This is a genomic window from Clostridium sp. X (assembly GCF_055755365.1).
Genome location: NZ_CM146912.1, coordinates 321172 through 345186, shown reverse-complemented (window position 1 = coordinate 345186; position 24015 = coordinate 321172). Strand labels below are relative to the sequence as shown.

General features: G+C 29.3%; 17 protein-coding genes. 13 read left to right on the top strand and 4 right to left on the bottom strand.

Annotation, left to right across the window (positions count from 1 at the left end):
- Window positions 1-38: 38 nt before the first annotated feature.
- Both guaA and ACX0KU_RS01685 read left to right on the top strand, forming a co-directional pair.
- On the top strand, window positions 39-1571 hold the full coding sequence (guaA, locus tag ACX0KU_RS01690) for a glutamine-hydrolyzing GMP synthase (protein WP_472992384.1): 1533 nt from the start codon (window positions 39-41) through the stop codon (window positions 1569-1571).
- A 236-nt stretch (window positions 1572-1807) separates the two neighbouring features.
- Entirely contained in the window at window positions 1808-2005 is a 198-nt protein-coding gene (locus ACX0KU_RS01685; protein ID WP_472991200.1) for a hypothetical protein, read from the top strand.
- A 40-nt stretch (window positions 2006-2045) separates the two neighbouring features.
- On the opposite strand, the gene ACX0KU_RS01680 is transcribed toward ACX0KU_RS01685, so the two are convergent.
- The gene (locus ACX0KU_RS01680; protein WP_472991199.1) at window positions 2046-3431 is read right to left on the bottom strand and encodes a polysaccharide deacetylase family protein; all 1386 of its coding nucleotides are present in this window, start codon (window positions 3429-3431) and stop codon (window positions 2046-2048) included.
- A 216-nt stretch (window positions 3432-3647) separates the two neighbouring features.
- On the opposite strand from ACX0KU_RS01680, the gene ACX0KU_RS01675 reads away from it, so the two are divergent.
- Window positions 3648-4994 carry a glucose-6-phosphate isomerase gene (locus ACX0KU_RS01675; protein ID WP_472991198.1) on the top strand — a complete coding sequence of 449 codons (1347 nt, stop codon included), beginning with the start codon at window positions 3648-3650 and terminating at the stop codon, window positions 4992-4994.
- A gap of 107 nt (window positions 4995-5101) precedes the next feature.
- Here ACX0KU_RS01675 and ACX0KU_RS01670 read toward each other — a convergent pair whose 3' ends face one another.
- Window positions 5102-7435, bottom strand: a complete 2334-nt coding sequence (locus tag ACX0KU_RS01670; RefSeq protein ID WP_472991197.1) for a YcdB/YcdC domain-containing protein — start codon at window positions 7433-7435, stop codon at window positions 5102-5104.
- 443 nt (window positions 7436-7878) lie between these two features.
- Here ACX0KU_RS01670 and ACX0KU_RS01665 point away from each other — a divergent pair, with 443 nt between their 5' ends.
- Entirely contained in the window at window positions 7879-8325 is a 447-nt protein-coding gene (locus ACX0KU_RS01665) for a YaiI/YqxD family protein (protein WP_472991196.1), read from the top strand.
- Between the two features lie 79 nt (window positions 8326-8404).
- On the opposite strand, the gene pulA is transcribed toward ACX0KU_RS01665, so the two are convergent.
- Window positions 8405-10552 (bottom strand): type I pullulanase, encoded by a 2148-nt coding sequence (pulA, locus tag ACX0KU_RS01660; RefSeq protein ID WP_472991195.1) that lies wholly within the window; start codon window positions 10550-10552, stop codon window positions 8405-8407.
- 178 nt (window positions 10553-10730) lie between these two features.
- On the opposite strand from pulA, the gene ACX0KU_RS01655 reads away from it, so the two are divergent.
- The 7 genes from ACX0KU_RS01655 to ACX0KU_RS01625 all read left to right on the top strand — a co-directional run bounded on the left by ACX0KU_RS01655 (window position 10731) and on the right by ACX0KU_RS01625 (window position 20930).
- On the top strand, window positions 10731-12872 hold the full coding sequence (locus ACX0KU_RS01655) for a triple tyrosine motif-containing protein (protein WP_472991194.1): 2142 nt from the start codon (window positions 10731-10733) through the stop codon (window positions 12870-12872).
- 224 nt (window positions 12873-13096) lie between these two features.
- Window positions 13097-13813, top strand: a complete 717-nt coding sequence (locus tag ACX0KU_RS01650; RefSeq protein ID WP_472991193.1) for a pseudouridine synthase — start codon at window positions 13097-13099, stop codon at window positions 13811-13813.
- Between the two features lie 454 nt (window positions 13814-14267).
- Window positions 14268-14564: a YerC/YecD family TrpR-related protein gene (locus ACX0KU_RS01645; RefSeq protein ID WP_472991192.1), complete on the top strand. Its 297-nt coding sequence runs from the start codon at window positions 14268-14270 to the stop codon at window positions 14562-14564.
- 34 nt (window positions 14565-14598) lie between these two features.
- Window positions 14599-16830, top strand: coding sequence for a DNA helicase PcrA (pcrA, locus tag ACX0KU_RS01640; protein WP_472991191.1), 2232 nt, complete (start codon window positions 14599-14601; stop codon window positions 16828-16830).
- Between the two features lie 102 nt (window positions 16831-16932).
- Window positions 16933-18930, top strand: coding sequence for an NAD-dependent DNA ligase LigA (ligA, locus tag ACX0KU_RS01635; RefSeq protein ID WP_472992383.1), 1998 nt, complete (start codon window positions 16933-16935; stop codon window positions 18928-18930).
- 31 nt (window positions 18931-18961) lie between these two features.
- Entirely contained in the window at window positions 18962-19225 is a 264-nt protein-coding gene (locus ACX0KU_RS01630) for a hypothetical protein (protein ID WP_472991190.1), read from the top strand.
- Window positions 19226-19349: 124 nt separating this feature from the next.
- Window positions 19350-20930 carry a peptide ABC transporter substrate-binding protein gene (locus ACX0KU_RS01625; protein ID WP_472991189.1) on the top strand — a complete coding sequence of 527 codons (1581 nt, stop codon included), beginning with the start codon at window positions 19350-19352 and terminating at the stop codon, window positions 20928-20930.
- A 3-nt stretch (window positions 20931-20933) separates the two neighbouring features.
- Here ACX0KU_RS01625 and ACX0KU_RS01620 read toward each other — a convergent pair whose 3' ends face one another.
- Window positions 20934-22313 (bottom strand): hypothetical protein, encoded by a 1380-nt coding sequence (locus tag ACX0KU_RS01620; protein WP_472991188.1) that lies wholly within the window; start codon window positions 22311-22313, stop codon window positions 20934-20936.
- Between the two features lie 92 nt (window positions 22314-22405).
- Here ACX0KU_RS01620 and ACX0KU_RS01615 point away from each other — a divergent pair, with 92 nt between their 5' ends.
- Window positions 22406-23389 carry an AIR synthase family protein gene (locus ACX0KU_RS01615; protein ID WP_472991187.1) on the top strand — a complete coding sequence of 328 codons (984 nt, stop codon included), beginning with the start codon at window positions 22406-22408 and terminating at the stop codon, window positions 23387-23389.
- A gap of 15 nt (window positions 23390-23404) precedes the next feature.
- On the top strand, window positions 23405-24004 hold the full coding sequence (locus ACX0KU_RS01610) for an XTP/dITP diphosphatase (protein ID WP_472991186.1): 600 nt from the start codon (window positions 23405-23407) through the stop codon (window positions 24002-24004).
- The last annotated feature ends 11 nt before the right edge of the window (window positions 24005-24015 follow it).

Genomic DNA, 24015 nt, shown 5'->3' with positions numbered 1-24015 from the left:
TTACTAAAGACTAAAAAGTAGGAGGATATGAAATGTCTATGCAACATGAATTAGTTTTAGTAGTAGATTTTGGGGGACAATATAACCAACTTATTGCAAGAAGAGTTAGAGAAAATAATGTATATTGTGAAATAATCCCTTATACTGCTACAATTGAAGATATAAAAGCAAAAGCACCAAAGGGAATAATCTTCACTGGTGGACCTAACAGTGTATATGGAGAAGGAGCACCAAGAGTAAATAAAGAAGTGTTTGAATTAGGTGTACCAGTACTTGGAATATGCTATGGACATCAATTGACTTCATATTCTTTAGGTGGAACAGTTGAAAGCCCAGATATTAGAGAGTACGGTAAGACAGAAGTTAATTTAAGCAAGGACTCATTATTATTTGATGGAATAGAAGAAATAGGTGAGTCTTGGATGAGTCATACAGATTATGTATCAAAAGTTCCAGAAGGATTTAAAATAATAGCAACTACAAACCAATGTCCAGTAGCAGCTATGGAGCATGCTGAAAGAAGAATATATGGAGTTCAATTCCACCCAGAAGTTGAACATACATTATTTGGTAAGCAAATGCTTTCTAACTTCCTATTTAAGATATGTAATGTAAAAGGTGACTGGTCAATGGCTTCTTTTGCACAAGATAAAATAAAAGAAATAAAAGAATTAGTAGGAGATAGAAAAGTACTTTGTGCTCTATCAGGTGGGGTTGACTCATCAGTAGCAGCAGTACTTGTTCATAAGGCAATAGGAAAACAACTTACTTGTGTATTTGTTGATCATGGACTACTTAGAAAAGATGAAGGCGATCAAGTTGAAACTATATTTAAAAAGCAATTTGATATGAATCTTATAAGAGTAAATGCTAGTGAAAGATTTTTAGGAAAGCTTAGTGGAGTAAGTGATCCAGAAACGAAGAGAAAGATAATCGGAGAAGAATTTATAAGAGTTTTTGAAGAAGAAGCAAATAAGCTTGGACAAATAGATTACTTAGTACAAGGAACTATATACCCAGATATAGTTGAGAGTGGAACAAGTACATCAGCAACTATAAAGAGTCATCACAACGTTGGTGGGCTTCCAGAAGATATACAATTCTCTTTAATTGAACCATTAAGAGAACTATTCAAGGATGAAGTTAGAGCAGTTGGTGAAGAGGTTGGAATTCCACATCATTTAGTATGGAGACAGCCATTCCCAGGACCAGGTCTTGCTATAAGAGTTCTTGGAGAAATAACAGAAGAAAAGCTATTTATAACTAGAGAAGCAGATGCTATATTTAGAGAAGAAATTGCAGAAGCAGGCCTTGAAGAAAAGATATGGCAATACTTTGCATGTCTACCAAATATAAAATCAGTAGGAGTTATGGGTGATGAAAGAACATACTGTCATACTATAGCACTAAGAGCAGTAACATCTTCAGATGCTATGACTTCTGATTGGGCAAGAATACCATATGAGGTATTAGATAAAGTTTCAAGAAGAATAGTTAATGAAGTTAAAGGAGTAAACAGAATTGTTTACGATGTTACTTCAAAACCACCATCAACGATTGAGTGGGAATAACTAAATTTTAAAATTAAAAAGTCCTTTTTATCATATAATAGATAAGAAGGGCTTTTTTTCTATGAATATTTAACTTAAAATATATTAGCTAAGATATAAAAGGTGGTATTATATGAAGTATTCAACTAGAAGAAATTACTTTAATTGCTATAGTAGTAGCCATTATGATATCAGTAGGCTATATTCTTTATATAATAGGGGGTATTTTCCCAGGGTCAGGTTCTAAATTTGTAACTATGGCACCTTTTTTAAGATTTATGCTTACAATTCTTATATCTAAGATTAAAAAAGTTGGTACTATATTTTCTACTAGTTTAATTTTTGGTGGAACTACAACAGTTATTATTTTATCCCTATGTATATATGCACTTGGATTATTTGGCTCATATATGGGATTGAAATTAGCTTCACTCAAGAGTATAAAATATAGTTAAAAAATGAGTACAGAAATATTTTTCTTGTACTCATCTTTTACTATTGAACTAACTTTTTAAATGCATCACTATTTCTTACTTTATCAAAATCTTTTTCATGTCTAGCTTCCTCTTTAACACCGCCATTCATGCTAATAGCTATTTTTAAATACTTCACAGTATTTTCTACATCTCCAAGTCTTCCGTATATGCTAGCTTTTCCATAATGGCTCCACACATAATTTTCAACCTCTAAGGCCTCATCGTACCATTTTAAAGAATCGTCATAATGACCATATAATTCATAGGCCAAGGCTTTATTAAATCTTCCGTAAGCAAAGTCAGGTTTTATGTTTAAGGATTTATCTATATTTTTCATTCCTTCTTCAAAGTTACTAGAGAAGCATAATGCGATTCCTTTAATGTTGTAAGCTTTATAAAAATTAATATCTTTTTTTACAATGTTATCTGCTAGAGTTATAGCTTCTTTATATTTACCCTGAAAAAACAGTCCATAAGCTTTATTATATTGAGTTTCAATCTCTTTTTGAAGTTGAGTGGTATTTGTATTAGTGGATGAAGTTTCTACATTAGCAGCATAGTTAGGGTCACTTATTCTAGTTTTAAAAGTATCTATATTATGAAAACCGCTTATATAAACTCTGTCTAATGTGAAAATTCCATCAGTTTTATCAGACCATTTTCCAGCGGTAGTAAGGGCTAAACTATATCCAGCAGCTTCTGCGGCTCTTACAGTATCCTTATTGTACTTTCCAAAAGGATAAGCTATATATTTAATCTCTTTATTAAGTAATTTTTCAAGAAACTCTTTTGAATTCTTAAGGGTAGCAAGTTGTTTATCATAAGAAAGCTCACTAAGATTTTCATGATTTACAGTATGGCTTTGAATATCTATACCATTCTTATTTAATTCTATTATCTGAGATTCTGTTAAGTATTCCCCTGTACCTATAACATTAGTTATAACAAATATAGTAGCTTTAAAACCATATTTCTTTAAAATAGGGTATGCATTAGTATAATTATCAACATATCCGTCATCGAAGGTTAATACCACAGATTTTTTAGGGATTGGTACATTATTTTGAAAAAATTCATATGCTTCATCTAAAGTCAATGTAGTATAGCTATTATCCTTTAGATATTTCATTTGTTCACTAAATTTATCTTCCGAAATTCTAACTGGATTATCTTTTTCGTATTTTACTGAGTGGTACATAAGTATTGGAATACCTTCATTATTATATTTGGGATCTTCTATAGAAGGGTTACTCTCAGGTACTTTTGAATTAGGATTTTTATTAATGCTTGTACTAATATTTGGATTTGTAGAAGAAGTATCCTTATTAATATTTTGATTATATCCACAAGAGCTTAGTAAAAGTGCAGAAATAAAAGTAGCAGTTAAACATAAGGGCATTTTCATAAATTTAAACCTCTCTTTATAAAGTAGATAAAAACAAATTAATTATACAATATACTAGAGGCAATTAATATATACATCAGGTAAAAGTATAAAATTGTTAATATTATTTACAAAATTTAACAATAAAAAAGGGTTTTTAAATATAATTATAGAAATATTATTATTGAGGAATATTAAAGAAAGAATATACAATTATTATTGGAGGGTTATTAATATATGTCTATATCACTAGATTTATCTAAAGCTAAACCTTATTTAAATACACATGAGGTTGAACAGTTACAACCTATGGTAACAGCTGCACATGAGTTACTACATAATAAAGCTGGTGCAGGAAATGAATTTTTAGGATGGGTAGACTTACCTATTAATTATGATAAAGAAGAATTTGAAAGAGTAAAAAAATATGCAGAAAAAATAAAAAATAATTCTGATGTGCTTTTGGTTATAGGAATTGGTGGATCTTATTTAGGAGCTAGAGCTGCCATAGAAATGTTAACAAATACTTTCCATAATCTTATTCCAAAAGAAAAAAGAAGTAACCCTAAAATACTTTATGTAGGAAACAATATAAGTTCTACATACATGGCAGATTTAGTAGAGCTATTAGAAGGAATAGATTTCTCAGTAAATGTTATATCAAAATCAGGAACTACAACGGAGCCTGCTATAGCCTTTAGAATTTTTAAAGACTTACTTGAAAAGAAGTATGGAAAGGATGGAGCAAAAGATAGAATTTTTGCTACAACAGATAAAGAAAAGGGAGCTTTAAGAACTTTAGCAGAGTCGGAAGGATATGAGACTTTTGTAATTCCTGATGATGTAGGAGGTAGATTTTCAGTACTTACTGCAGTAGGGCTACTCCCAATTTCAGCAGCGGGAATAAATATTGAAGAAATGATGAAGGGAGCAGCAGATGCTAGAGAAGAGTATAGTGATACAGATATAAACAAAAACTCAGCGTATAGATATGCAGCAGCAAGAAATGCCCTTTATAATAGAGGAAAAAATATTGAAATCATAGCGAATTTTGAACCAGCCCTTCAATACATGAGTGAGTGGTGGAAACAACTATTTGGAGAAAGTGAAGGAAAGGATAATAAGGGTATATTCCCAGCAGCTGTTAACTTCTCAACAGACCTTCATTCAATGGGTCAATATATACAAGAAGGTTTAAGAAATATAATAGAAACTCATTTAAATGTAGAAAAACCAAGAAAATCTTATATAATAGAAGCAAACCAGGATGATCTCGATGGTTTAAACTTTCTTCAAGGAAAGGATATGCACTATGTAAATTCTCAAGCATTTAGGGGAACCGTAGTAGCACATAATGATGGGGGAGTACCAAATATAATTATAAATATACCAGAACTTACTCCTTATTATTTTGGATATTTAGTATACTTCTTTGAAAAAGCTTGTGCAATAAGTGGGTATTTACTTGGAGTAAATCCATTTAATCAACCAGGAGTAGAGGATTATAAGAAAAATATGTTTGCTCTACTTGGAAAGCCAGGTTATGAGGCTATGAGAGCGGAAATAGAGGCAAAGCTAAAATAGGTAGAAAGTATAATTAATAAAATAAAACTTGCTAGAGTATTACCTCTTGGCAAGTTTTATATTTATATAAGTGAAAAATTGAAAATGAGCAATATTAAAGTTTATATTTATTTATAAATAGGATAAGGTGTGTAGAAATTACTGCTTTCTTGATTTTGAAGTGTTCTGAAAAGGGATAAAGCTAGGTCTTCTTTTGTTACTATATTCTTAGGATTAAAGTTATTGTTTTCATCTAAAGTAACTAAATTTAATCCCTTAGCTAAAGCAATGTAGCCTAAATTTTCTTTTGATATAGATTTAGCATCTTTAGAATTTAATATAAATATATCAGAGGATTGAGCTAGTTTATCGTATCTTAAAAATCTTACCAAAGCTTTAGTCATGTTTTCTTTAGTTACATTTCCTTGAAGATTAAGATTATCTGTATCCTCTACCAGTATCCCATAGTATTTAGCCATTTTTAAATAATCCTCATCTGAGAGAAGGGATTGATTACCGTTTATTTCTGCACTTTCTTGTTTTACTCCATCTAAACCACTAGCTACTCTACTATCATTAACTACATAAGGTGTGTAACCAAGTGCATCTACTAAGGTCTTTATTAAATCTATATTCTTAACTTGTGCTTTTAATTTAAAATTATCAGTGTCTATTAAGCCTTTATAGGCTAATATTTTTATTTCTTTCTCAGCCTTACTGCCTTTTATTTCATTTAAGAACTCAGATATATCAAATTTTACATCTTCGCCATCATAACTATTAAGTATCTTACTATCAAAAGCATTGACGCTAACAGTATTATAATCTAGAGAATATACTAGTTTTAATCCAGGTATATAGTTTTTGTCATCTGAGCTAGCGTTTACAACAATATAATTTAAAGAAGGTTTATATTTGTTAAAATAAGCCTCTTTAGCAGTATCGCTATTTATCTTTTTTGCAGGGTCAGGGAAGGAAATGCTTTTATCCCAAGTTGAGCCCATACTGGATAACTCACCAGTTTCAGCATTGAATTCTATATATAAATTATTGTTTTCAAAAGGAATATTGTTTACTTTTCTAACAAAGGAATATCTATAATGTCTTTCAGGTTCTATCTCGTAATATTTAGCTTCTTCATGGACCAAAGTTAATTGGAGATCTTTAACCTTATCCTTGTAGTATTCACCTATTAAATCTATAGCTTTGTTGTAACCTTCCTTCCAAGTGAATTTAGGAGTGAATTTTTCTTTGTAATCATATGGCCGGTAATTATTTACATATAAAATTTGTCCGTTTAATGCATTAATTGATATGGATCCGCTTTGAGTAATCTTGTCATCTATTTTTTTGCTAAAGAAAGCAGACCATGTTTTGTTTTCATTTTCAAAGTATCTTAAATCATTTATGATGTAACCTTCACCATAAATCTTTTTTACTAAATCTGTTATTAGGCTTAGAGCTTTAGCTTCTTCAAGAGGAGTTTTAGAATCTAGAATCTCAGTATATTTACTATAAAAAGTTTGTAGTTCTTTATCGCTTAAATTAGCAGATTCTACTGGAGTGTTATTTGGATTTGTAGTATCAATAAACTTACCAGTTTTAGCATCAATTACATATCCGCTTTTAAAAGTAGGTTCATAAACTAATTTTACATTCTTTTTATTTTGAGCATTTTGATACTCATATTTATTTTGAAATAATTTATATTTAAGAACTATATTCATATCATTTTTCAATATGTTTTTAGCAGTTGCCAATGGTAGATAGATTTCAGTTTTAGGAACAGATAATTCGGAGTTCCAATTACAATTATAGGATGTAACCTTACCACTTGTACCATCTACATTCACATAAATATTATTGTTAGCGTAGGAAGCACCATTCATAGTTCTAACATAATTGAAGTTATAGCTTGAAGAATTTCCTCTATTTGAAAACCATTTATTACTACTTAAAACACAACTTTTAAATTCCTCAGGATTAATCTTTTTAATAAGATTTTCAGCAACCTTTTGAGCTTCTTCTATTGATAAAGTAGGAACAGAGTATTCACTACTGCCATTATATTCATTCTTGTTCATAAAAATTAAGCTTCCATTAGATGCATCTATTGATACGCTTATGTTTATGTTACTTTTAAAAGCATTATAATACCATTGTATATTCCATACTCGCTTTCCAGAAGAAGCATCATAGGTTAAAGTGTCTAAAGATATATTATACTTAAAATCTTTTTCATTAATTATAATGGAAAAGTAGTTTTTAAGTAACTCTGTACTCTTTTTAAGTGCTTCTTCTTTGGCTAATCCAAGGTTTTGTTCTTTATAGGTCGTAACTGAAGGAGAACTAATTTCAGGTTTAAAACTTATAGTACTATTATCCATTGCAAATGCAGGGATTATAGTACTTGCAAGAACTGAACATGTTAGTAGTACAGAAAACAATTTTTTCTTATTCATATAATTACCTCCGAATATATTTAGGAATACTATGTTAAATGTTCAATTATATTCCTAAAATATATACGATATGTGTACGAATTAAGTTATAATATTATAAAAAATATTTTTAAATCAAAATTTAATACAGTTTTATAAACAGAGCTCTTAGCTTCAGGTGGAATTTTTTATTCTATAGGAAATTATAAAAAAATAATTTGTGGATAACTATTTTAATATTTAGTAGATATTCTATAGAATAAAAAAAGGGGTGCAGGGGAAAGGTTCCCTGCTTCTTTAAGGAGGGTGCTCAGACGCGGATGCGTCGTCGAAGGCAAGAATATTAATAATATTCTTGTACTACAGAGCACAACAGCGGGGAAATAAGGTTCCATAGCGAAAGCAACGAAGGAGCTTTTTTTACAGGTAATAATGGGATAAATAAACTTAAAGGAGAAAAGTAGATGAGAATAATTGTAGATGCAGATGCTTGTCCGGGTAGAGACGTAATTGAGGATGCAGCAAAAGAAAATAATATAAATGTATTAATGTTTACAGATATAAATCACAACATAACTAGTGATTATAGCGAAGTAAGAATTGTAGATAAGGGTTTTCAAAGTGTAGACATGAAGATTGCAAATGAGGCCGAGAAGGGAGATATTATTGTAACTCAAGACTATGGGGTAGCTGCTATGGTTCTAGGCAAAAAGTGCTATGCTATTAGTCCAAAGGGATATATTTATGATAATAGTAACATTGATAGATTATTATTTGAGAGACATCTGTCGGCTAAAGCTAGAAGAGGAGGACAGAAAACTAGTAATCATAAAAAGAGAACAGAAGAGGATAATGAGAGGTTATATAGAAATATTTTAGTGCTTATTAGGAAAAAAGTAGAGGAATTTTAAAATTGGAATATATGAAAAGCTTGAAATTAATTTTGCTGAACTAGAATTTTAGAGTTTGTTCAGCAAAATTTTTTTAATATCATGTAGAATAAAGAACATTCATACATATTCCTTCTATGCATAGTTTATCAGAGTTAAATGTATCTAAGATATCAGTACCAGCCTTGTTTTTATCTACTACCTGATTCCAATTACTCTCAGGTACATTTATAGTTACAGGAAAGTTATTTCCGTTATAAATAACTAATATAGTATTCCAAGAATCACCATTAGCATGATTTTTAATTAAAAAAGCCACAGTATTTTTAGGAGTTTTTTCTAAAAAGTCTATATTAGATTTAATTTTTTCTACATCAAACATTCTAAAGGCGGGATGCTCTTTTCTTAATTTTATTAGCCCTTTGTAGTAATTAAATACATCTAAAGATTCTAACTTCCTATGATAATTAATGCTATTAATTTTATCAGGAGAGTTAAAACTGTTATGAATTCCATTTTTTGTTCTGCAAAATTCAACTCCAGAATGTAGAAAGGGAACTCCTTGACTTGTCATTATTATAGCATTAGCTAGTTTAAGCATGTTTTTCCTATCTTCAAGAGAATCTTCCTTATTACTAAATTCAAACTTATCCCATAAAGTGTTATTATCGTGACAGGAGACATAATTAATTGATTGTTCTGGGGAGACATAAATAGCGTTAAATTTATCCCTTGATAGAGAGGAGCCCAGTATACAGCCCTTCATTATATTTTCTAAATTAACCTTACCGCTTACAAAGCCTTTATCTTTAAGAGAGAAGACACTGCCTTTAATAGAATCTCTTATAACATCATTAAAAAATCCTATACCTTGAACTTTATAAGAATTTTGTTGAGTGGTTTTTAGGTTTTGACTTAAATTAGTATTTAGGTTCCATCCTTCTCCATATATCATTATCTTTCTATCTAATTTATTTAAACTATCATAAACTTTATTCATTGTTTTTATATCATGAAGTCCCATAAGATCAAATCTAAATCCATCTATATGATACTCTTTTGCCCAGTAGGTAACAGAGTCTATTATAAATTTTCTCATCATAGCATGTTCAGAGGCAGTATCATTACCACAGCCACTACCATTAGAAATGGTGCCATCTTCATTAAATCTAAAGTAATATCCAGGAAATATCTTTTCGAAGGGATTATTGCTATGGTGATGGATATGGTTATATACTACATCCATATTTACACAAATATTATTTGAGTGAAGTTTTTGAATCATTGTTTTCAGTTCTAAAATCCTAGATATAGGGTTATAAGGATTTAGAGAAAAACTTCCTTCAGGGACATTGTAATTTTGAGGGTCGTATCCCCAGTTATACTGTATAGGATTTTTTTCATCCGTACTTACATAGCTAAAATCATAAAAAGGCATTAGCTGAACATGAGTTATACCTAGTTCCTTTATATGACATAGAGCAGTAGATATTCCTTTTTTTGAGAAAGTATTATCTTCAGTAAGACCTAAGTATTTACCTTTATGAATAACATTACTGCTTTCGTCAATAGAAATATCTCTAATACTAGTCTCGTAGATAATTGCATCAGTATAATGAGGAAGAACTGGAGAGGTATCACTAGTCCAATCCTTTGGATTTGTAGATGTTAAATCAACTATTGCGCCACGAAGTCCATTTATTCCTACGGCCTTAGCGTAAGGATCTATAGTCTCATTAATAGACTCATAAACATTTAATTTATAAGTGTAGAAAAAGTTATTTAAATCTCTATTTATATTGATTTCCCAAACACCATTTGTAGTTTCATTCATAGGAAATTCTTCTGGAATTTCAGGAAGACTTATGTCACCATTTTTATATATGAGAAGAGATACAGATGTTGATGGGGGAGACCAAACTTTGAATATAGAGGCTTCTTTAATATAGTTAAGACCCAGCTCTCCATCATAATAAAATTTTTTATTAAAATCATATGTGGAAAATAAAGTGCTATAAGAAGCTGCGATTTCTATGCCATTATAACTAATAAAACATTGATATTTTATATCTATTTCCTCCACAAGAAAGATAATAAAAGATTTCTCACTGTTTAAAGTAAAGTTTTTTACGGATAAAGTTTTATTTTTGCTTCTTATGCTAAGTCTTCGTACATTAAAGGTATCAGGATCATCTAAATGTAAGGAAATTTTTTTAAATCCCAGTACATTAGCATATAAGTTGTACATATTAGCCCCCTTATATCTATGGATAAATATTTGCAATATTATAAGTAGTTAAAACTAAGTCTCAAATATTAGTGACTAATATTATATGATAAAAGTTATTAAAATATAACTTTTACAATAATTGGAATTATGATACAATATAAACTAAAGTAATATTTTGTTTAGGGGATGATATTTGATGGATGAAATAATAATAAATTGTGATAAGGAATCTCCACAAGATAAAGATTCAGAAATAAAGATTTCTATATTAAGTGACGAAAAGGAACAACTATTATATAAATTTATTGTTGGATTAGAAGGAACTTGGGAGACATTAAAGGATTTTGGAGAAGAAAAAAGTGTTATATGGAAACCTAAAGAAAATGGAAACTACATTTTAATGGTACAAGCTAAAAAAGAAAATAGTAGTAAAGCTTTTGAGTATGTATCAAGAAAACAGTTTACCATAGGTAATGCTAATGAAAAATTAATTAATAATATATATATAGATAAAGAAATTTTTAAAATTGGAGAAAAAGTAACTATTAGTGTGGAAAGTAAAACAGAATTATCAATGTTTAGATATTTTATTAAAGAAAAAGAAAAGTGGGTTTTAGCAAAAGATTATTCAAGTGAAAATACATTTTTATGGAGTGCGAATGAGGTTGGAAAACAAGAAGTTCTAGTACAATGTAAGCTTATGGATTCGGAAAGGACTTTTGAGGATGCTACTAAAGTAGATTTTGAAGTAGAAGGTATAGAAGATATAGAAATTACAGACTTTAAGTGTCTGAACTCATTGCTACTTGTAGATGAAGAAATTATATTTGAGGTTAATGCTAAATGTGAAGATAGTAGAACCACATTATATAAATTTGTAAAGTTAGACTCGAGTGGACAAGTTAAGTGTATTCAAGATTACTCTACTAAAAAGGTAGTAAGTTTTAAAGAGGAAGCAAGTGGAGAATACAGGCTTTTATGTTTAGCAAAAGATATGTATTCTTCAAAAGAATATGATGATAGAGCTGTAATATATTATGAAGTTAAACCATATAAGCCAATAGAACTTCAAAGCTTTACTAGTGATCTAGGTTCTCCACAGATAATCGCACAGAAGATTACATTAAAGGCCGTTGCAAATGGAGGAAAGGAGCTTAGATATAGATTTATAATTGAAGGTGAGGAGACCGAAGACTCAGGATATATAAAAAATAATTTTTTTGAATGGGAACCCAAAAAAGAAGGAAGTTATAAGATTAACTTATGGATAAAAGATGTTTCTTTTAAAGGAAAGTATGAAGTCTCTGAGGTACTAAAGTTTAATATAGATGAATTGCCAAGAAATCCTGTAATAATAAGCGAAGTAATTCTAAATAAAAATAACAATGTACTAATAGGAGAAGAAATAAAAGTTAGGACTATAGCCCAGGGTGGAGTTAAATTATTATATAGTTATATTCTTAAAATAAATAATACAAAACATGAAGAAGTAATTTATAGTGAGAATAATTCATTTTATTTTACTCCTCAAAAAGAAGGAAGATATCAACTAGAGGTGAGGGTTAAAGACAAATACTCTTCTAAAGAATTTGATATGCACGATATAATCTCCATACAAGCATACGAATATATTCCAGCAGTTATTGATTATGTATTAATGGAGCCAAAGGAGTACTATCTTGTAGGAGATCAAGTTGTATTAGATGTTATAACTAGAGAAACGCAAAATATATTAATTAAATATGCTCTTTTTATAAATGGACATAAGGTGGAAGAGACGGATTATGTAAAAGGGAAGAGATATATGGTAACCCCTAAATGTAGTGGTAAATATATTGTAAAGGTATATGCTAAAAATGAGAAAAGTACCAAAGACTTTGACAATGTAAAAGACATATCCTTATCAGTAAATGATGCTCCACCAATAATGAATACTATGATAAAATGTGATAAGATTGAATTTTTTTGTAATGAACCTATAGAGGTAACCGCAGAAAGCTTTGGAGGAAAGGATGTAATTTATGAATTTTATCTAATGGATAAAAATGAATGGACATTAGTACAAAGCTATGGTAAAAAATCTAACTATATCTTTATACCATTTACTAAGGGAAATTATAAAATATTAGTTCTTGCTAAGAGTAGCTATAAAAAATCGGCATATGAGGATTATTGCATTATTGATATTAGAGTAAGTGAAAAGCTATTGGAGTGTAAGGATATTTTAAATAGTAATTTATTTTTAGATAATAAGTATCAACAAAGTAAAGAAGGATTTATAGATATAAGCCTTACAAATGAAGAAATAGCAGCATTACATTGCGGATTTAAAAGCTAGTACCTTAACAAAACAATGTTAAGGTACTAGCTTTTAATATTAAGAGGATATCATTTAGTTCTTGCTCTCCTGTAATAATTTATTAAAAGATTTTATAGGTAGAAGGATAGTATTATAATAAAATTGGGAAGAATTATTAATAAATATAAATAAAAGTATGAATTGTACTAGTAATTTTGGTAAAATAGATTGATATAACAAACTAGTCAAGGAGTGGAAAGCATATGGAGAGATTGGATAAAATCCTATCAAATTTAGGATATGGTTCTAGGAAAGAAATAAAGGATATTTTAAAGCAAGGAAAGGTGGAAGTTGACGGAATACTTGCAAAAGATAGTAGTATGAAGGTGGATCCTGATAAATCGATTATTAAATTTGAGGGTGAAGAAATTAATTATAGAGAAAATATTTATCTTATGATGAATAAGCCACAAGGAGTAGTTTCTGCAACTTTTGATAATTATGATGAAACTGTAATAGATTTGTTAGATTATGAACATACGGTTTTTAAACCTTTTCCAGTAGGAAGACTTGATAAAGATACAGAGGGACTATTATTAATTACAAATGATGGCGAATTAAATCATAGACTTACTTCGCCAAAATGGCATGTAGATAAGGTTTACTACGCAGAAATAGACAAAGCAGTAGATGAAAAAGATATTTTAGCCTTTGAAAAAGGAATAACTTTAGATGATGGGTATAAGTGTTTACCAGCTAAATTAGAAATAACTTCAGCAGGAGAAGATGGATCAGAAGTATATATTACAATTCAAGAAGGAAAATTTCATCAAGTTAAAAGAATGTTCGAGGCTGTAGGTAAGACAGTGGTATATCTGAAAAGAATTAAAATGGGAGCATTAGATTTAGATGAGACACTAGAGGAAGGAGAATACAGAGAACTGACTGAGGAAGAATTAAGCTCACTAAAAGAAAGATAATATCTCATAATTTGTATTTTTAGCAAAAATATTAAGAAATTATGAAGGAGATTAATTATCATAACAGTTTGTTTACAATTTATTTTGCAAAAATACTTGCCTTTTTACTATAGATTTACTATAATAACTGTTGTAAGGGAAATAAAAAGATAAATAGCCCCCTTTTTATTTGAGGCACTGTCCCGCCCCAGGACTTGTCTTACCCTATATAATTCAAAACACTATCATCGGCGATAGTGTTTTTTTTAGTTTAGGAGCATAATTTTCAAATAGATTAGGTATGGAGAAATTAAATTATACATTTATATAAGGCTTTCAAAATGAGATTATAAATAATCTAGTATAATAATAATAAAATATAGAGAAAAATCTTGTGAAATGTTAGAATTTATATATGAATAGTATTATTGCAACTTAGTGCGTTTAAAGTCATATTGAGAATAGGAGTGGTTTTGTGTCGGATTATAAATCTAAATTGGAAAGTTTAGAAATGGATCATTTATGTGAAGCTATTTTATCTTTAAAGGATAAAGAGGAATGCTATAGATTTCTTGAGGATATATTCACTATAAATGAATTAAAAGCAGTAGAACAAAGACTTCAAGTGGCTAAAATGCTTAAACAAAAGAAAACTTATACAGAAATAGCTGGAAATACAGGGGCAAGCACTGCTACCATTAGTAGAGTTAATAGATGCTTAAATTATGGAAGTGATGGCTATAATATCGTATTGGAGAGAATAACCTGGTAATAATATATAGAAAGTGCTGCAAAGGAGTGATTTTATGGAGTTAAAGACATTACTAAATAAAGAACAGTATGAAGCAGCTATAGCAATAGAAGGTCCTGTGCTAGTGCTAGCTGGTGCTGGTTCAGGAAAAACTAGGGTTTTAACATATAGAATAGCTCATATGATAGAAGATTTAGGAGTTCCTAATTACAATATACTAGCTATAACATTTACAAACAAAGCAGCAGGAGAAATGAAGGAGAGAATAAGGAAATTAGTTAAAAGTGATATCGAAAGTATGTGGGTATCTACCTTTCACTCTTGTTGTGTTAGAATTTTGAGACGAGAAATAGATAAATTAGGGTACAGTAAAAACTTTGCTATATATGATAGCTCAGACCAGAAAGCCTTAGTTAAACAATGTATGCAGGAATTAAATATTAATGAAAAAGATATAGATGAAAAAGAAATAATAAATAAAATTGGTAAGCAAAAAGATAATATGATAACAGCTGAAGAATATAAGAAATTAAATGAAAAAGACTTCAGAAAAAATAAAATAGCAGATGCTTATCTTTTATATCAAAAAAGATTAAAAGCTAACAATGCCTTAGATTTTGATGATTTAATTTTTAAAACTGTTGAACTTTTTAAGAAAAATTCAGATGTTTTAAAATTTTATCAAAATAAATTTAAATACATAATGGTAGATGAGTATCAAGACACAAATAAAACACAATATGAATTAGTTAGAATGCTAGCTGAAGCTCACAAAAATATTTTTGTAGTGGGTGATGATGACCAGTGTATTTACCAGTGGAGAGGGGCGGACATTAAAAATATTTTAGATTTTGAAAAAGACTACCCTGAAGCTAAGGTTATTAAGTTAGAAGAAAACTATAGATCTAAAGCAAACATATTGAATGCAGCTAATACTGTAATTAAAAATAATTCTCAAAGAAAAAACAAAGTGCTCAGAACACTTAATCCAAATGGAGAAAAAATAAAGATTTATAGAGCTTACTCTGATATGGATGAAGGTAACTTTGTAGCAAATCAAATTAAAGGTCTTAAGGGTAGTGAATCAAGAGCTTTTAGAGACTTTGCTATACTATACAGGACAAATGCTCAATCAAGAATATTTGAAGATATATTTATGAAAAGAGATATTCCTTACAGAATTATAGGAGGCTTAAAGTTCTATGATAGAAAAGAAATTAAAGACATAATAGCCTATCTTAAATTTATAAATAATCTTCAAGATGACATAAGCTTAAGAAGAATTATAAATGTACCTAAAAGGGCTATAGGAGCAGCTACGGTAGCTAAAATACAAGATTTTGCAAATCAAATGGATGAGTGTATGTATAGTGTTTTATTAGACATTGAAAATATACCTGGACTTTCGGCAAGAAATATTGCATCCATAAATAAGTTCACAAGTCTTATAAATAGCTTCACTAGAACAAAGGATAAAGTTGGTGTAGCGAAGCTTATTGAAGAAATACTAGAAAGTACAGGATATATAAAAGAATTAAAAAATTCAAAAGAGATAGAAGATATTAGTAGAATCGAAAATATAAAAGAATTAGTATCAGCAGCAGTAGAATTTGAAAATACATCAGAAGATAAATCCCTTTCTACCTTTTTGGAAAAGGTAGCATTGGTATCAGACGTAGACAATTATAATGAAGATACAGATACTGTTGTCATGATGACTGTTCACAGTGCAAAAGGATTAGAGTTTCCTGTAGTGTTTATGGCTGGAATGGAGAATGGTATATTTCCAGGAACCCAGGCTATGGATAACTTTGCTGAAATGGAAGAGTCTCGCAGACTTTGTTATGTAGGAATAACTAGAGCAAAAGAAAAGTTATATATGACCTCTGCAAATACTAGAAGAGTATTTGGTAGAACTGTAAGCTATGCAGAATCTGATTTTATAAATGAAATAGCTCCAGATTTAAAAGAACTTGCAAGTGAGAGAAGAAGTAGTGCAGGTAGTACTGGAACACTTGGTGATATTTTAAGAAACCACAATATCACATCCCATAGTGTGTCTAGTTTTCAACTAAGAAAATCAGAAGAAGATTCATTAGCTACTTCTAATGCTAAAACAGATATAAATGAGATAAGTGCTGGGAGAAAAGTTAGGCATGAAAAGTTCGGAATAGGAACTATAATAAGTGCCATGAAAGCAGCGGATGATGTAAAGGTTACTATTGCTTTTGAAAATATGGGAATTAAACAACTTATGTTTAGTATGTCACCACTTAAACTAATTTAAATAAAAGGTACTAAAAAGAATAATTGACAATTGAAATATATAATTGTCAATTATTCTCTAATTATATGTTTTGCAGTAATTAAGCGAGGAAAGGTGAGAGTTGTGGAAGATAGAAAGCAAAGAGTTTCTGAGCTTGTGGAAGAGCTTAATAGATTAGCTTATGAATACTACACTCTAGATAATCCAAGTGTAGCAGATAAGGAATATGATAGAAAGTATGATAAGCTAGTAAGACTAGAGGATGAAACAGGAATTATACTTCCCTATTCGCCAACTCAAAGAGTAGGTGATGTAGTATTATCAGAATTTAAAAAGCACATACACAAGGGTAAACTTTGGAGCTTAGGTAAGGCTCAAAACCTACAAGAGTTAAGAGAGTGGCATAATAAAAATGTTAAGATTATAAATGAATATAATTTAAACCATGATGATAGACTTCCGGATATAAAGTATATTGTAACTAAGAAGTTTGATGGATTGACAATTAATTGTACATATAATGAAGAGGGAATAATGGTAACAGCAGCTACTAGAGGAACTGGATTTGTTGGAGAAAATATTACAGCACAAGCAAAAACCATTAAAACTATTCCTCTAAGAATAGATAACCATGCTTTAATAGAGGTACATGGTGAGGCAATAATGACAAAAGAGGCTTTTAGAGAATATAATAAAGTAGCAGAGGTTCCACTTAAAAATTTGAGAAATGGAGCAGCTGGAGCACTAAGAAATTTGAATGTAAAGGAAACTGCAAGAAGGAATTTATCAGCATTTTTTTATAATGTAGTGTATAATGAAGGCAAACTTTTTGAAACATACTTGGATATGCTGCAGTTTATAAAAGAAAAAGGCTTTTCAATAGACGATTACATTAAAGTATGTTCAAGTGTAGAAGAAATAGAAAAAGAAATAGATTATATAAATTCCATAAGAGATAGCTTGAATTATGAAATAGATGGTATTGTAATTGCTGTTGACCATATTAAGACTAGAGAGATTATTGGTTATACAATTAAGTTCCCAAAGTGGTCTCTAGCTTATAAGTTTGAGGCACAGGAAGCAACTACAACACTTTTAGATGTAGAATGGAATGTAGGGAGAAGTGGAAGGGTTACCCCGACTGCCTTATTAGACCCAGTTGAAATTGCTGGAGTTACAGTAAAGAGAGCTACCTTAAATAATATAGATGACGTAAATAGAAAAGGTGTAAAAATAGGAAGTAATGTGTTTATACGCCGTTCTAATGATGTAATTCCTGAAATACTAGGAGTAGTAGATGAGAATATAGGAGATGGTTTAAAAGAAATAGAACCTCCAACAAATTGCCCTTACTGTGGTAGTGAGGTAATTCAACAGGGAGTTCACTATTATTGTGAAAACTCACTTTCTTGTAAGCCACAGCTTGTAAAATCTATAGTTCATTTTGGCAGTAGAGAAGCTATGAATATATCAGGTTTTAGTGAAAAGACAGCTGAACAACTATTTGAAGACTTAGATATAAAGTCTATATCAGATCTTTATAGAATCACAAAAGAAGATCTACTAAAGTTAGAGAGATTTGGAGATAAGAAGGCAGAAAATTTATTGCAGGCCATAGAAAATAGCAAAAACTGTGAACTAGCTTCATTTATATATGCACTAGGAATTTCAAATGTAGGAAAGAAGACTAGTATAGATTTAGTTAAGAGATTTAAAACTTTAGAAAATTTAAAAAAAGTTAGCGTTGAAGAACTTGTATCAGTAGAAGATATTGGTGATATTGTAGCAAGTAGTATTGTAGAGTTTTTTAGAGATGATAAAATACTAAAGAGTATAGAAGAATTACTGAATTTAGGGGTAAACCCTCATTTTGAAGAAGAAATTGTGAAAGAAAATATATTTAATGGGAAAACTGTAGTGGTTACTGGTTCTTTAGAAACTTATTCAAGAAATGAAATAAAAGAAAAACTAGATTCACTTGGGGCAAAAGTTTCAGGAAGCGTAAGTAAGAAAACTGACTACGTTATAGTTGGAAAAGATCCAGGGTCAAAGTATGAAAAAGCAGTTGAGCTTAATATAAAAGTTATAAGTGAAGATGAATTTAAAAATATGATAATATAAAAATCAGAGCTATAAAATCGGGGGATGCAATATGAAAAGAGTTATAAGTATATCGGCTTGGTTATCAGTAGTATTGACATCTATATGCTTAATGCTAACGATGATTTCATCATATGGATATATTAAGTTAAGCTATTTTAATAACTACTATATGGTTCAAATAAGCATAATTGTAACAATGTTTCTTTGGAGTATTAAGCAATTCCATATAAGACGAGGAGAGTGGATTAATTCAGCACTATGCTTGCTTATGGGAGTTGGAGCTATGTTTTTTGTAGTTATGAAAATATATTAGATGAAAATTTATTTAAGTAAACAAAATTTCAACTTTAACTTGAAATTTTGTTTACTTTTTTCTTTTATGGTAAATAATTTAACATGAATGATAAGACTTATATTAAGAATGGTGATTATATATTATGAAAAAGATTAAATTTATATCTATATTTCTAATTATAGTAATAATTTTTACGAGTGGATGTGTGAGAAAAAAAGTTTCAAATACAAGTGTAAGAAATTACTTAGTCTATAATACAAGAAAACTACCGAAAAATTTACTGATGTTAAATAGTGATGATACAAGAGAAGAAGATTTTACATTGTTATTATTTGAGGGATTAGTGTCTACTGACTTAAAAGGAGAAATCACTCCATCTATTGCTGACAGTTGGACGATTACAGAAGATAAGTTAACCTATACATTTCATATAAGAGAAAATGCAGCTTGGAGTGATGGAAGTGCTATATTAGCAAAAGACTTTACTGATTTTTTTGCAAGAATATTAAGAGAGGAAAATAATATATATTCTAATCAACTAGAATGTATATTTGGAGTAAAAGATTATATAGATAAAAAAATAGAGTTTAATGGAGTTGCTATAACTGCTAAAGATGATAGAAGTTTAGAGATAAGACTAAATTATCCTTCCAATTATTTTCTAGATATAATTAGTCAACCAGTTTTTTCATTAAAGAAAAATTTTTACAACGTAAAAAACTGGAAAACTGAATATAAGAAAATAACGTATACTGGTCCCTTTATTATTGAAGATATGTATGGTAACGGTGAAATTTCTTTAAAGAGAAATGAAAATTACTGGGATAGTAGCAATGTACTAAGTAATAAGCTACATGTAACTAATGAGGAAAGTACCGCTTTTGCATTAGCTAAATATAAATCTGGTGAAATTGATGCATTTAGAGAACTTCCAACTAGTGAAATAAATAATTTTAGTCTTAATGAGAAGCTTTCAAATGGCCCTACAGCTAAAGGGGTTAGTTTGATTTTTAATCTTAACAAGAATTATATAATTAAAGATATAAATTTTAGAAAGGTTGTTAGTGGAAGTATTGATAGAAATAGAATTGAAGAAGAATTAAATGGGGTATTAGAAGCTTCAACATTATATGTACCAAATAACATAAAAGGTGCAAGTAAAACTAGAAGTATTTTAGAGACAGAAATATTAAAAGAAGAGATGAAAAAGCAGCTATCAAACATTTATAATGGAGAAGTTATAAATATTGTATATTTAAATACAGAGGATAATAATAAAAAAATAGTAGACTGTATAGTAAAAGATTTAAAATCTATAAATTTAAATGTAAAAAGTAAAGGATATGATAAAGAAGATCTCAGTAATATAATAGACTATGGTGACTATGAAATATTGCTTGCAGATTATATGGGAGGGTATGATTCCCCTTTATCTTTCTTAGAACAATGGATGAGCGATTCTAAAAAAAATATTTATGGATATAATAATTCGAAATTTGATGAACAGGTATTAAGAGGAAAGATATTAAGTGATAATAGTAAAGCAGAAGAGAGTTTTAAGCAAGCAGAAGAAATTTTTCAAGAAGATAGAGTATTGATACCAATAGGCATATATAATACTACAGTCTATATAAAACCATATATAATGGGAATTGAAGTAAACAAAAGAGGAAATGTGATTTTGAAAAAAATGAATAATTCAGTTAAAAATGATACTCCCTAGATTCTAGGGAGTATCGTTTTTAAGAAAATAAAGAATAAAGTAAAATAAATTTAGGTTTTTTCTACTATCGAAAATAGCTTTACTAGTTTTAAATGTATTTTTTTCTTTGTCATAAGTTGCATCTTTTATAAAAATTGAAGCATACTCGCTACTTTCAGGATTTGATATTGTAGGCATTTTGAAGTAGTGATCATCTAATAAGTTTTCAGGCTTAGAAGAAAAATCTCTGTAATGTTCAATATCATCCAAAGTAGGCGGATCTGGCCAACTAAGAACTATTCCAGAATCAAGTAGTTGGTGTCTAAAAATTTCTAAAATCATCTGCTCATCTACATTTTCCTCAAGATTAGAATGATACAGCATACATAAAATATAAAGCACTATTTCATTTGAAGAGAATTTTATATTTTTATCTTCTGTAGACTTTACAAACATAGATAATTCTTCATTATAGTATTTTTTAAGAAGCCCATTAAGTTTATTAGATATCTTTTTAAATTTAAATATATTACTATGTTTAAATAAAAGAGCTGAATTTAAGTATATTAGGCAAGTATGCTCTATTTTAGGATTATCAGATAATTTATTATAATCATCATATAACAAGTCAAATATATCTAAAAGAAGTAGTTTTACCTCTTCGAGTTGGGAATAAGAATAAAATGTATTTAAGCTTAAGCAAAGCATGCATTTATCCTCGAAGGATATATCATACATTTCTTCTTTAAAATCAATAAACATTTTTAATATATCTAAAGAGAAGTTTTTAAAGGACTCCTTTGCTTCTCCATCTAAATAAGTAGAACATTTAAAAAAGGCATTCATCAAAAGTGCTTGTTCTGAAAATTTAAATCCTTTGCTCTTATCTTTTAGTTTAATTTTCCCTATTATAGGATCTGTGCAATCTTTTTTATCTACAAATACTCCTTCTTCATTTCTTAAATTAGAAGCATAAAAGTCTAATTGCTTCTTAGCTATTTCAGTATATAAAATACTAAGGGAATATTTTTTAGAATCAATATCTTTAAATTTCTTGTAATAATCAACAAGTTCTAGTAGGCAAAGAGTCATATATGCATTACTAGATAAGCTTATATCTTTTTTTAATTTATCTTCATCCCAATGCATTTTGTTATCTTTAATCTTTAGTTTTGGAACAGCCTTTTTGTATACACATAGAAGTGGAGAATTTACTTTTAATGTGTTAATATCAGTATTAGAAATATGTTTTAGATGTAAATCCTTATTGTTTATAGTAATTCCACATCTTGAATATAAAACAAGGTTTTTTATAGATTCTTTAGATAAATAGAACAATTGACTTTGGATTTGTTCTGTGCTTAGTTTATTCATTCTTAAAAAAGGGCCTATATATCTTAACATTATTACACCACCATAAATTAATGATTATATAAATAATATGAAAAGACATAATAAATGATGATAGTTTTTAACATATAAAAGGAGAGAATTTTGTGCGAATTGGAAAATTACCATGGGAAGAGTTAAATAAAATCATTAAAAATAATAAAGGTTTTTTGAGAGAAGAAGTAAGAGTAAGAAGTGCCATAGGGGAGGACTGTAGTGTAGTTAACTTTGGAGACTATGAATGTGTTTTATCAACGGACCCTATTACAGGGGCAGAAAAGAATATAGGAAAGTTGGCAGTTCATATTAATGCAAATGATGTAGCTTCTTGTGGAGTAAGTCCTCTTGGGATTTTAGTAACAATTCTAATACCTCCACATACACAATTTGAAAAGGTTAAAGAGATAATGGAAGAAATAGACGAAGAAGCGAAAAAATTAAAACTAGAGATATTAGGTGGACACACAGAAGTTACAGATGCGGTAAATAAGGTAATTGTGTCTTGTACTGTTATAGGTAAAACTGAAGCAGGACGTGCTATATCAACCTCAGGAGCGCAATTAGATGATGATATAATTGTTACAAAAGAACTGTGTTTAGAAGGCACCTCAATTTTAGTAAATGATTATTATACTAAAGCTAAAGAGATTTTAAGTGATGAAGAATTAAATAAAGCTAAAACATATACAGAGAAGTTAAGTGTAGTAAATGAAGGGATAATTGCAGGGGAATTTGGGGTAAACTCAATGCATGATATAACAGAGGGTGGAGTTCTTGGAGCCTTATGGGAGATATCAGAAGGAAGTAAAGTTGGATTTAGGATTCATAAAGATAAGCTACCTATAAATAATATAACTGAAAAATTGTGTAGAGGATTTTCAATAGATCCTTTAAGGTTTATATCTTCAGGAAGTATGCTAATTACTTGTAAAAATGGGGCGGATTTAGTAGAAGAACTTAGAAAAAGTAATATCGATGCTTGTATAATAGGGAATATCACCAAGAAAGACAGAGTTTTAATAGAGAATAATAATGAAAAAAAAGTTATTCCGCAAGAGAGAGATGAACTTTTTAATTTAAATATATTCTAAAGATAGGAGTTAAATATGAAGAGACTTATAATAGCTAGTAATAATGAACATAAAATAGGTGAAATAAAAGAAATACTAATAAATTTTAATCTTGAAATATTATCACTAAAGGAAGTTGGAATAAATGTAGATGTTGAAGAGAATGGAACTACATTTATAGAAAATGCTCATATAAAGGCTATAGAGATTTATAAGCTTCTAAAGGATGGAAGTATGGTTATGGCAGATGATTCAGGCCTTATGGTGGATGCATTAGGAGGAGAGCCAGGGGTTTATTCTGCTCGGTATGGTGGAGAACATGGAAATGATAAAAAGAATAATGAGAAGCTTTTATCAAATTTAAAGGGAGTTAAATTTGAAGATAGAAAAGCTAAATTTGTATGTGCCATAGAACTAATTATTGACGAAGAAAATATAATTAGTGTTCAAGGGGAAGCACATGGTTATATATCTGAAGAGCTGAGAGGAAAAAAAGAATTTGGATATGATCCATTATTTTATGTACCAGAGTTTAACAAAACTTTTGCAGAAATGAGTTCAGAGGAGAAAAATTTAATAAGTCATAGAGGAAAAGCATTAAAAATGCTAGAAAAAGAACTTACAAAAGTTTTGTAGGAGGGAAGTTG